Source organism: Roseateles sp. DAIF2 (assembly GCF_015624425.1).
Lineage (GTDB): Bacteria > Pseudomonadota > Gammaproteobacteria > Burkholderiales > Burkholderiaceae_C > Kinneretia.
The window spans coordinates 1,909,828-1,921,886 of record NZ_CP049919.1 but is presented as its reverse complement, the minus strand read 5'-3'; the positions used below and the strand labels follow the sequence as shown (position 1 = coordinate 1,921,886).

At 71.9% G+C, this 12,059-nt stretch carries 6 protein-coding genes; all 6 read right to left on the bottom strand.

The genetic code is table 11. The annotated features are described in order from the left end of the window. Positions 1–17: 17 nt before the first annotated feature. Positions 18–2,114, bottom strand: coding sequence for a penicillin-binding protein 1C (gene pbpC / locus G8A07_RS08955; RefSeq protein WP_249937274.1), 2,097 nt, complete (start codon positions 2,112–2,114; stop codon positions 18–20). Positions 2,115–2,373: 259 nt separating this feature from the next. Further along, entirely contained in the window at positions 2,374–8,274 is a 5,901-nt protein-coding gene (locus tag G8A07_RS08950; RefSeq protein WP_195796671.1) for an alpha-2-macroglobulin, read from the bottom strand. A 56-nt stretch (positions 8,275–8,330) separates the two neighbouring features. Beyond that, a complete protein-coding gene (locus G8A07_RS08945; RefSeq protein WP_195796670.1) occupies positions 8,331–9,443 on the bottom strand; it encodes a BMP family ABC transporter substrate-binding protein in 1,113 nt (370 codons plus the stop codon). A 99-nt stretch (positions 9,444–9,542) separates the two neighbouring features. Next, entirely contained in the window at positions 9,543–10,073 is a 531-nt protein-coding gene (locus tag G8A07_RS08940; protein WP_195796669.1) for a protocatechuate 3,4-dioxygenase, read from the bottom strand. A 9-nt stretch (positions 10,074–10,082) separates the two neighbouring features. Beyond that, positions 10,083–10,775 carry a protocatechuate 3,4-dioxygenase subunit beta gene (gene pcaH / locus G8A07_RS08935; RefSeq protein ID WP_195797680.1) on the bottom strand — a complete coding sequence of 231 codons (693 nt, stop codon included), beginning with the start codon at positions 10,773–10,775 and terminating at the stop codon, positions 10,083–10,085. Positions 10,776–10,800: 25 nt separating this feature from the next. Next, complete coding sequence (gene pobA, locus G8A07_RS08930; RefSeq protein ID WP_195796668.1) at positions 10,801–11,991, bottom strand: 4-hydroxybenzoate 3-monooxygenase; 1,191 nt, start codon at positions 11,989–11,991, stop codon at positions 10,801–10,803. Positions 11,992–12,059: the final 68 nt, after the last annotated feature.

The following is a 12,059-nucleotide window of genomic DNA, read 5'->3' as shown; positions in this document are numbered from 1 at the left end:
ATGCGCCGCGCGCCGGCTCAGCGGCCCTGCTTCAAACCCGCACCGCGCACCTCGAAGCGCAGTTTCTGCAAGACCTGACCCCGGCCGTCCAGCAGCGCCAGCTCATGCCGCCCGGGCCAGGGCGCCCAGCTCAGGCGCGCGCCCTGCCCCAGGCGCTTGCCGTTCAGCAGCCAGGTGCCCGGCCGGCCTTCGAACGTCAGGCGCTGCGCGGCCGGCGGGATGTCCGGGTCCAGCGCGAAGATCGCGCCGTCCACCGGGTTGCTGATGCCGGCCAGCGCGCGGGCCCGTCCATCGCCGGCGCCGCTGCGCTGCATGCGCGCCTGCTCGGTGCCGCGCAGAAACCATTCCTGGCGCGCCGGCTCCGCGCCGGCGTCGAAGGCCACGCGCTGCTGCACCAGCCCCGCCGGCGCGCGCGGCGGCCGGGCGGGCTTGCCCTCGTGCAGCGCGCGCATCAGCGCCTGCCAGACCGGCGCCGCGCCGCTGATGCCGCTGACCCCATGCATCGGCGCGCCGCTGGCGTTGCCGACCCAGACACCCACCGTGTAGCGGTCCGAGAAGCCCAGGCACCAGTTGTCGCGCAGGTCCTTGCTGGTGCCGGTCTTGACCGCCGCCCAGCTGCGCGTGGCCAGCTCGCTGTCCAGGCCGAAGGTCAGCGCGCGCGCGCTGTTGTCGGCCAGCATGTCGGCGACGACGAAGCTACTGGCCGCATCAGCCACGCGCCGTGCCGGCGCCGCCGCGCCGATCGGCCGCAGCTGGCCGCCGTTGGCCAGCGCGCGGTAGGCATTGGTCAGCGCGGCCAGGCTGATGTCGGGGCTGCCCAGCGCCAGCGAGTCGCCGTAGTAGCCGCCGCTTTCTGGCAGCTGCAGGCCCCAGGCGTTGAGCCGCTCGAACAGCGCGTCGGCGCCCAGCATCGCACCGGTGCGCACCGCCGGCACATTGAGGCTGTTGCCCAGGGCCGCGCGCACGCTGATCCAGCCGCGGAAGTCGCGGTCGTAGTTCTGCGGCAGGTACAGGCCATGGCCGGTCGCGATCTGCGCCGGCGAATCATCCAGCAGGCTGGCCGCGGTCAGCAGTCGTTTCTCCAGCGCCAGCTGATAGACGAAGGGTTTCAGGGTCGAGCCCGGCTGGCGGCGCGACAGCACGCCGTCCACCTGTGCGGCGCTGGAGAGCTCGCCGCCGCTGCTGCCGACCCAGGCCAGCACCGCGCCGCTGGCGTTGTCCAGCACCAGCACCGCGCCGTCCTCGACATTGCGGCCCGAGAGCTCGCCGAGCTGGCGCTTCAGACTCGTCACCGCCAGGCGCTGCAGGCGGCCGTCGAGGCTGCTGCGCTGCGCGGCCGGCCCGTCGGCGCGCAGGACCTGGCGCGCATAGTGCGGCGCCAGCTGCTCACCCAGCGGCATGCCGGCGCGCCGCGCCAGCGCGGCCGACAGCTGACCCTCGGCACCCGCGCAGGGCAGGCGCTGCTCCGCCAGCACCGCGCAGGCGCGCTGCGCCACCTGGGCCGGCTTCGCGTTCGGCGCGCGCAGCAGCGCCGCGGCCAGCGCCGCCTCCTGCGCGTCCAGCCCCGCCGGCGCCTTGCCGAACAGCGCCTGCGACAGCGCCTGGATGCCCACCAGCTCGCCGCGAAAGGGCACGCGGTTCAGATAGGCCTCGAGGATCTGCGCCTTGCTCCAGCGCGACTCCAGCTGCTTGGCCACCACCACCTGGCCCAGCTTCTGTGCCACGCTGCGCCCGCCGCCGGGGCGCGCCAGGTCCTCGTCGATCAGGCCAGCCAACTGCATCGTCAAGGTGGAGGCGCCACGCGTGCGCTGGTTCCACAGATTGCCCCAGGCGCTGGCCGCCACCGCGCCCCAGTCGACGCCGCTGTGGTCGTAGAAGCGCCGATCCTCGCTCAGCAACAGCGCATGCAGCAGGGCCGGCGACATCTCGGCCAGCGGCACCCAGGCCAGGGTGCGATGCGTCTTGTCCAGCCGCAGGGTCTGCAGCGGCTCGCCGCGGCGATCCAGCAAGGTGAAATCGGACACGCGGTGGGCGGCGCGGACCTCGGAAAAACTGGGCAGCGCGCCGGCAGCGCTTGCCGCCAGCAACAAGCCCGCGCAAAGCACTCGTCGCAAACCTCGCGGCAGCGATAGCCAAGAGTAGGGGGCGGGGGGCGCAGCGAAGTCAAGGGGGAGAAGCGGGCGCAGCCCGGTCCGGAGGAGCGAACCCGGACACAAGTAGTCCGGTGGACTACTTGTGCCTGGTGAGCGCTTCAGGCGCAAGCCTGAAGCATGAGCGAAGCTCCCCGCCCCCTGCTCTTGGCGCAAAGCCCTCAGCCGGCGAAACATGGGGCGACGGAGCAGGCCGCCATTGGCGTCCTGCGTCGAAGTGCTGTCACGGCTGAACCTCCAGCGCCGAATTCGGCAGCTCCCCGAAGCTATCCGGTGCATACATCGCCTCGGCGCGCGTCGGCGGCAGCTGGAAGCGGCCCGGGTTGTTCAGGCGCAGCGTGTACTCGATCACATGCTTGCCGCGCGGCAGGTACTGGTAATAGCCGCGCCAGGCCTCGAAGGCGCGCTCCTCATAGGCCAGCCAGGCGCTGCCCTCGCGCTGCTCGGCCTGGGTCGCGATCGCCGAGTCGCCGCCCAGGCCCGAGCCCAGGATGGTGGCGCCGCCCGGCACCGGATCGGACAGCACAACCCAGCTCATATCGGCCTGCGCCTCCAGCTCCAGACGCACGCGCACCACGTCGCCGCGGCTCCAGCGCTCCTTCACCTTCTGCTCGATCGGCTGCAGGCTCTTGCTGACGCGGTAGCCGGAGACCAGCGGCGCCTTCAGCGGCAGCGCGGCCAGGCTCTGCACCGTGACCCAGGGCTTGCCCGCGCCCTGCTGCTCCACCGCCAAGCTGCCGGCCTGCGCCGGCCAGGGCAGCAGCAGCGCGCCGCCCTTGGGCTCGCGCGCCCAGTCGAAGCTCTGGCTCTTGTCGCCCAGGCTCGCAACGCTGCGGCCGGCCGGCTTGACCGACTCGTAGCGCGCCGCGAACTTCTGCAGCGCCAGCACGCCCCAGAGGTTGGCCGTGGTCGTGCCCCAGGAACCTTGCTTCTGGCGGCCCAGCGCGCCGGTCACCAGGCGCGGCAGCTCGTCCTTCCAGCCCGGCGACTCGAGCACCGCGAGGATCAGGCGCGCGGCATTGGCATCGGCGCTGTCCATCAGCCACCACCAGGCATCGCCCTCCTCGTTGCTGAACTTCAGCGTCGTGCCGGCATAGTTCAGGCGGCTGCGCAACTGCGACTCGGCCTCGGCGATGCGCTTGTCGCGCTCCGGCGCGCCCGCGACGCGGCGATGGATCTGCAGCCAGTCGATCAGCGCGGCGGTCGGCCAGGTGCCGATATTGCGCGCCTCCACCGTCGCCAGCAGGCGCGCGCTGGCGCGCCCGTAGCGCGACAGCGCCTCCAGCGCGGCGATGCGCCGCACCTCGGCGTCTGGCTTGGGCGACCAGAAGCGCCGCTGCACGCGGCCCTCGACGAAGGCCGAGAGCCCATCCAGCATCGCATCGCGCGCACCGTCCGGCAGAGCCTGGCCGGCCTCGTGCGAGGCCGCCAGCAGGTAGGCGGTCAGGCGGTCGCTGCCCTGCGGCGCCTGGTCGCCGCGCGGCGGGAAGTAGTTGGCCAGGCCGTCGCTGTCGAGGTAGGTCGGCAACCGGCCCATCAGCGCCTGCCACTGCTTCGCATCGCCGAGACCCAGCGCCTTGGAGCTCAGCTGCTCCAGGCAGCTGTAGGGATAGGTCTCGAAGAAGCGCCGCAGCCCCGGCAGCGCACCCGACAGGCTGGGCTGCAGCGCCACGTTGATGCCGCCGCGGCCCGGCAGCGCATCGGCCGGCGCGGCGATCGGCAGGCTCAAACGCCCATCCAGCTGCGTCAGGCTGGCCTGCAGCACGCGCACCGGCACCGCCGGCTGCACCAGCTGCGTGGTCTTCATGCGGTCGCGCGCACCACCGCCGCCCTGCTCCGCCACCTCGGCCTCCCAGGCCAGGCTGACCGCGCCCGGCGGCACGGTGACGGTCCATTGCAGCTCGCGCGCGGCGCCGGCGGCCAGGGTCAGGTCTTGCGCCGGCAGGTTCAGTGGCTCGCGCCGCAGCTCCGGCCCGGCCTCCGAGCCGATGTTGGCGCTGCCGCTCAGGCCGGCGCGCAGCTTCATCTCCCGGCCGGTGGTGTTGCGCAGGGTCAGCAGCGCCTGGAACTGGTCGCCCTCGCGCACCAGCGGCGGCAGGCCCGACAGCAGCTGCAGGTCCTGCGTGACGCGGATCGTCGTCTGCGCGCTGCCGAAGGCCTGGGCGCCGGCATCGGCCACCGCCACCAGGCGGAAGCCCGTCAGCGAATCGTTCAGCGGCACCTCGACCAGGGCCTCGCCCTTGGCATCCAGTTTCACACGCGGCTGCCACAGCAGCAGGGTGTCGAACAGCTCGCGCGTCGCGCCGCGCCCGCCGCCGCCGCCCGCGGCCACCGCCTTGCGGCCGTAATGGCGCCGGCCGATGATCTCGCTCTGCGCGCTGGCGGTCTCGACGCCCCAGGCTCGCGCGCGCAGCATCGCGTCGAGCAGGTCCCAGCTCTGGTTCGGACGCAACGCCAGCAGGCCCTCGTCGACCGCGGCGAAGGCCAGCTCGGCGCCGGCGGCCGGCTGGCCGTCGGCGCCCTGCACCTTGATGCGGGCCAGCGCCTTCTGGCGCACGCCGTACTGCGGCTTGTCGGGCGTCACCGTCACCTGCAGCCGGTGCCGCGCCAGCCCCACCTGCAACGCCGCGACGCCCAGCTTGAACGAGGGCTTGGCCAGGTCCACCATCGCGGTGGGCGCCTGGTAGTCGCGGCCGGCGCGCCAGTCGCGCCACCAGTCGCGCGGCGCGCGCCAGCCCCAGGTGAAGAAGCTGTACCAGGGCACATGGTGCACCCGGCCGCGCAGCGCCAGCACCGAGACATAGACATTGGGCGACCAGTCGCGCTCGATCTTCAGCTCGATGGTCGGGTCGTCGCCGCGCACCGTGACGACCCGGCTGTCGATGATGCCCTCGCGCTCGATCGCGACCAGCGCGGTCGCCTCGCGGTAGGGCATGCGCAGCTGCAGCCGCGCGGTCTCGCCGGGCTCATAGCTGCGCTTTTCCGGCAGCAGGTCGATGCGGTCGTCGTTGTCCTGGGCGAACCAGAGCTCGCCCTGGCGCGTGATCCAGACACTGGTGGCGGCCTCGACCAGGCGGCCGTCGGCATCCTTGGCCGCGGCGATCAGTTCCACCTGGCCCGCGGCATCGAGCTGAGCCTCGCAGGCCAGCAGGCCCTGCGCATCGCTCTTGCCCTCGCAGACCGCGCCCAGCTCCTTGACCTCGACCCGGTTGTCGTAGGCATAGAAGCCGCCGACCATGCGCTTGCGGGTCGACAGGGTCTGGGTGACCCGGGCGCGCACCGCGACCGCCTGGCCCGCCAGCGGCTTGCCGTTCAGGTCCAGCGCCACCGCCTTGAAGGCGACCTTGCCGCGGTTGCTGGCCCAGGACGCGGCGCGCAAGCCCAGCGCCAGCTTGGCCGACCACAGCGGCAGCAGCAGCGCGCGGGTCTGGCGCTCGCCGTTCGGATCGTTGAAGCTCACCTCGGCCAGCAGCTCGCTGGGTTCGCTCAGCTTGGGCAGGCCCTTCAGCACGATGGTGGCCGCGCCCTGGCGGTCGGTGCTCAGGGCCAGCTTGTCGGCCACCAACTTGGCGTTGCGCTGCGGCGCGTCCTCGCCGCCCTCCTCCGTTGCGTCCGCTTGCTGCGACTGCGGATCGCGCGGCGGCTGGAACTGGAAATCCTCATAGCCGGCGAAGTTGAGGCCGCGCGGGCGCAAGAGGGCCGAGACCGACAGCGACACCTGGGCCATGCCGCCGCCCGACAGATAGTTCAGCTGCGCCGGGATCTTCAGCTCACCGGGCGCGACCAGCGGGCCCTTGGGCGGGGTCAGCCGCGCCTCCACCAGCGGCACGCGGAACTCCTCGACGCGGAAGTCGCCGCTGGGCCAGCTGCGCTTGGCTGCCCCCTCGCCGCGCTCCAGGCTGACCTGGTAGACGCCCAGCTTGGCGGCCGGCGGGATCGCCCATTGGCTCAGGGCGCTGCGCTGCCCCTCCCAGGCCAGCGGCTCGGGCAGCAGGAACTCCTGGCCGCTGCCCTCATGGGTCAGGCGCACGCGGGTCGGCAGCTGATCGGGCTTGGGCAGGGTCAGGCCTTGCCCGGTTTCGAAGCGGAAATAGTGCTTCATCGACACCGTCTCGCCGGCGCGCAGCAGGCTGCGGTCCAGCACGGTGTGGGCGCGCGCATCGGGCGCAGCACCGCGCGCGGTTGGGTGGTTGAAGCGCCAGGACTCGATGCCGCGGTTCCAGCCGCTGAACACGAAGGCCATGTCCTGCACGCCCAGCGGGCTCTTGCTGCGGGCGGTGACGAAGAAGCCGTACTCGCCCTCACAGCGCTCGTCGGAACTGCCGCGCGGCAGCTCCAGCGCCTGCGGCACCGCGGCGCGGCCCTGCGCATCGGTCCGGCCGGCCCACAGGCGCTTGCCGCGGCAATCGCTGACCGCCACCTCGGCGCCGGCCACCGGCCGGCCGCGGTCCAGGCTGGTGACCCAGACCAGGCTGTTCTCGCGCCCCCATTTGAAATGCACGCCCAGGTTCGTGACCAGCACGCCGGTGCGCACATACATCGCCTGCGCCTTGTCCAAGAGTGCCTGGCCCAGGCGGGGCGAGGCGATCTCGACCAGGTGATAGCCGGGCTTGGCGATCGGCAGGCCGACGACCTCGAAGGGCCGCGCCTCCTTGCCCTCGGCCTGCAGCGCCGGCAGGGTCAGCTGTTGCGCGGCCGGGTCCCTGGCGTCCAGCAGCGGCACCTCGCGGGTCGCGACATAGCGGGTCACCTGGCGCGAGATGGTGCGGCCCTGCGCGTTGGTGTCCTCCACCGTCTCGGTCCATTGCGAGCGGGGCAGGCCGAGCTCGCGCGCCGGCAGCTGGGTCTCATGCCAGCGCTTGAGCTTCAGGTAGGCGGCCAGCACCTCGGCGTCGGTCTCCAGGCGCTTGATGCGCACCGCGCCGGCCGCCATGTCCGGCTGCGTGTGGCGCAGGGTGATCGGCAGCAGCGCGGGGCTGCCGGCCTCGCGCTCGGTCGGCAGCTCGACGATGCCGAAGGGCGCGGCCGCGAACTTGGCGATCGGCGGCGCGCCGCCGGTGGTGACCTTCAGCGGGAAGCTGGCGGCGTTGGCCAGCGGCCGGCCGCTGGCGTCCTTGATCGAGGCGGGCAGCTCGAGCGTGAAGGCCGCGTTCTCGGCCAGCGGCGTCGGGAAGCGGATCTCGGACAGCTCGGGCGACTTGTCGTCCTTGTCGATCAGCGGCGCGATGGCAGCACCGCTGGCGGGTTTCAGCCGCACGGCCAGCGCCGCCTCGCGCGGCACCGGATCGGAGAAGCGCAGCGCCAGCGGCCGGATCGGCAGGCAGGGTGCGCCGGCACGCTCGCGCTCGCAGCTGAACTCGGCCGTCAGCGGCTCGCGCACCTGGTAGTCGAAGCGCTGTTCGGCGCGCGTCAGCAGCTGCGGGTTCAGCGCCGAGGCAAGACCCGGCCCCCAGACCAGGCGCACGCGCGCCTTGGGCGGCAGCGGGCGCTGGCAGCTCAGGAGCAGGTAGCGCTCCTGCAGCCGGGCGGCGATGCGCTTGCTCTTCAGCAGCGCCTCGCGCTCGGGCCCGATGATCGCGCGCACCGGCAGGCGTTCGCCGATGCCCTCCGCCTCGCACCAGGCGCCGCGCGCCAGGCTCTCGGGCTTGATCGCGCCGGTCAGCTGCAGCAGGAAGGCCTGGCCCTCCTCGATCCGGCTGTCCGGCCAGGGCTCGACCTGCACGACGCTGGGCGCGCCGGTGTTGAACGTGAACTCGCGCGGGCCGCTCAGCTCGCCCTGCAGCGGCTTGAACTCGGCGCGCAGCGCGATGCGGCAGCGTGCGCCGGCCGGCAGCGGCTCGTTCAGATCGAACAGCCATTCGTTGGCACCGGACCAGCGGCCGTTGCCCTTGGGCGCAGGCAGGCCATCGCAGGACAGCGCGGCCGGATCCGGCAGGCGCGGATCGCCCTGCGGCACCACCGCTTCGGAAAAGCGCAGGCGCAGCTGGCGCGCCTGCGCCACCTCGCCCTGCGGGCTGACCTGGACGACGCTGGCGGCCTGGACGGCCGTGGCGTTGAGTAACAGCAGCAGGAACGCAGCCAGCAGGCCGCGCGTGGTCGTTCTTGTTGTGGTGGCAGACCTCATGGCCCCTCCCAGGCATTGATGCTGCCCGGGAGTCTAGGCGCTGCCGCCGCCGCTCGTCAGCGGGGACTTGTAACGCCGCCCTGCACGCCCTGCACGAACCAGTTCATCGTCGCGATCGCCGTGTCGTCGAGCTGGCCCTTGGCCAGGCGCTCCTGCCCCTGGGCATCGACCAGGCGGCCCGAGAAGGGCGCGAAGCGGCCGGCGACGATGTCCTTGCGGCGTTGTTCGATCAGCGCCCGCGTCGCCTTGGGCACCTCGGCATTCAGCGCCGACAGCTCGATCATGCCGCTCTTCAACCCGCCCCAGGTGGGCTGCGGCTTCCACTGGCCGGACTGCAGCGCCTGAATGCGCTGCGCGTAGTACGGCCCCCAGTGGTGCGTGACCGCCGCGAGCTGCGCCTTGGGCGCAAAACGGCTCATGTCGCTGGTGTAGGCGATCAGCTTGACGCCCTTTTCCTCGGCCGTCTGCGGCACCGCGGGCGAGCCGCTGTGGTTGGTCAGCACATCGGCGCCCTGGTGGATCAGGGTCAGCGCGGCCTCGCGCTCGCGCGGCGGGTCGTACCAGGCGTTGAGCCAGATCACCTTCACCTGCGCCTTCGGATTGACCGCCTGCATGCCCAGCGCGAAGGCGTTGATGCCCTGCACCACCTCGGGCAGCGGGAAGCCCGCCACATAGCCGGCGATGCCGCTCTTGCTGCTCTTGGCGGCCAGCAGGCCCGCGAGGTAGCGGCCCTCGTAGAAGCGGGCGTTGTAGGTGTTCAAGTTCGGCGCGGTCTTGTAGCCGCCGGCATGCTCGATCCGCACCTGCGGGAACTCGGCCGCGACGCGCAGCGCCGGTTCCAGATAGCCGAAGCTGGTGGCGAAGATCAGCTGGTGGCCCTGCTGGACCAGGTCGCGCATCACGCGCTCCGAATCGGGGCCCTCGGCCACGTTCTCGACCATCGTCGACTGCAAGCCAGGCAGGGCCTTCTCGGCGGCGCGGCGGCCCTGCTCATGCTGGTAGGTCCAACCGGCATCGCCGACCGGGCTCATGTAGACAAAGGCGGTCTTGGGCAGCGGCGCGGCAGCGGGTGCGGCGTTCGCAGACAGCGCGATGGCGACGGCGCTCAGGCCGACGGACAGCAGGGCCCTGGCGGACCATGCGCGTATTTTAGAAGTGACGCTCTTCATAAGACTCCGGATCGACAAAAAGGCGGCGGGCTCATGGCCCGCCTGGCGGCTATTGTCGCCGCTGTTCGCACAATCTGCCTGAAGAGCCCGGCGCGGGGCTCAGACGTAGTCGAAGAACACCGTCTCGCTGCCGGCATCGCCCTGCAGGCGGATGTCCCAGCGGTAGCCGGGCCCGCCCTCGCCCGGGGTCAGGACTTGCGCGATCAGGCTGTGGCGGCGGGACTCGGGTACCTGGGCCAGCAGGGCCGAACCGGCGAGGCCGGGATCGTCGGCCAGGAACAGGGCGCAATGCTGATGCTTCAGCAGGCCGCGGGCGAACACCGTGATATGGGCCGCCGGCTCACCGGGCCGGCCGGTCGGCGTCAGCCAGAGCATGAAGGCGCCGGCCTCGTCGGTGGCGACGCGGCGAAAGCCGGGCATGGCCGCCCCCTGCTCCCGCTCGAGCACGGCCGGGCTCCAGGCCTCGATCCAGCCATCGTTGATCGCCTGGCCCTGCCCATCGAGCAGGCGGCCGCGGATGCACAGGGTGGCCGAGGCCGGGCGCTCCGCCATGGCTGCCCAGGCCCAGGCCTCGTGCGGAAAGGGACCGATGGTCTGGGAACTGGTCAGGGCGCAGCGGTGATCGTCCATATCGCGTCCTCAGAGGCCGAAGGGCGTGGCTGCGCGGCCGCGCAGCACGATGTCGAACACATAGCCCAGCATCTCGCCGCCCACCGTCTCGTCCATCGAGAAACGCGCGACCAGGCGCTGGCGCGCGGCGGCGTCGGGGATGCCCTGGAAGATCGGATCGAAATCGAACAGCGGATCGGCGGGGAAATACATTTGCGTCACCAGGCGCTGCGCATGTACGTTGCCGAACAGCGAGAAATGGATATGGGCCGGGCGCCAGGCCTTGTCGTGGTTGCCCCAGGGATAGGGGCCGGGTTTGATCGTGATGAAACGATAGCGACCGGCCGCATCGGTCAGCAGCTTGCCCAGGCCGAAGAAGTTCGGGTCCAGCGGCGCGGCATGCTGGTCCTTCTTGTGCCAGTAGCGGCCGGCGGCATTGCATTGCCAGACCTCGATCAGCGAGTCGCGCACCGGGCGGCCGTCCTCGTCCAGCACCCGGCCGGTGACGACGATCTTCTCGCCCAGCGGCTCGGCGCTGCCCTGGCGGGTCAGGTCGGCATCAAAGGGCCGCAGCAGCGCGCGCGCAAAGCCCGGCCCCGGCTGTGCCGCCACCGGCGCCTGCAGGCGCAGCGGCGCCTGGCTGGGGCCGCGCGCCTGGGTCGATTTGTAGGGCGGATAGATCAGCCGCGGGTAGACGCCATCGGGCACCGGGTCGAAACGCATCATGGTCCTCATCCCTTTCCTTCGTTCAGAGCGGCAGGCCCACATAGTTCTCCGCGATCATGCCGCGCCCATGAGCGGAGGACAGCAGATAGGCCAACTCGGCCTCCTGCAGGCGCTGGTCGAAGGCCGCGTCGCCCTGAGATGGAAAGCGGTGCAGCAGCGAGGTCATCCACCAGGAGAAGCGTTCCGCCTTCCAGATCCGCTGCAGGCAGCGCTGCGAGTAGGCGTCGAGCCCGGCGCTGCTGCCCCGGCGGTAGAAATCGCCTAGCCCCTGCCGGAGATAGGCCACGTCGGAAGCGGCGAGATTCAAGCCCTTGGCGCCGGTGGGCGGCACGATATGGGCCGCATCGCCGGCCAGGAACAGGCGGCCATGGCGCATCGGCTCGGTGACGAAGCTGCGCAGCGGGGCAATACTCTTCTCGATCGCCGGCCCCTCATGCAGCGCGGCCGCCACCGCGCTCGGCAGCCGGCGGCGCAGTTCGGCCCAGAAGACGCTGTCGGGCCAGGCCTCGAGCGCCGCGCCGGCCGGCACCTGCAGGTAGTAGCGGCTGCGCGTCGGGCTGCGCTGGCTGCACAGCGCGAAGCCGCGCTCGTGCCGCACATAGATCAGCTCCGGCGCCACCGGCGGCACATCGGCCAGCAGGCCCAGCCAGCCAAAGGGATAGACCTTCTCGTAAGTGCGCAACCGCTCGGCCGGGATGCTGGCGCGGCAGACGCCATGGAAGCCATCGCAGCCGGCGATGAAGTCGCAGCGGATCTCGCGGCGCTGGCCGGCATGGACGAAGGCGACCCGCGGCTCGGTGCCCTCGATCTCCAGCGGCCTGACATCGTCGACCTCGTAGAGGGTGCTCAGGCCCGCGGCGGCGCGCGCCTCCATCAGGTCGCGCGTCAGCTCGGTCTGGCCGTAGACCGTCACCTGCTGGCCAACGAGGGCCTGCAGGTCGATACGGTGCAGGGCGCCATCGACGCAGATCTCGAAGCCGCCATGGCGCAATCCCTCGCGATGCAGGCGCGCCGCGACGCCGGCCTCCTCGAGCAGGGCCACGGTGCCCGGCTCCAGCACGCCGGCGCGGATGCGCGACAGCACATGGGCGGCGCTGCGCAGCTCAAGGATCACGTTGTCGATGCCGGCGCGCGCCAGCAGCTGGCCCAGCAGCAGCCCCGCCGGGCCGGCGCCGACGATCAGGACCTGGGTGCGGACCGGGCTGTCGCTCATAGGCTTCAAGCCTAGGTCCGGCCGGGCTTGCCCTCAATGGACGGATGCGCCCCGGATTTGCACAATTC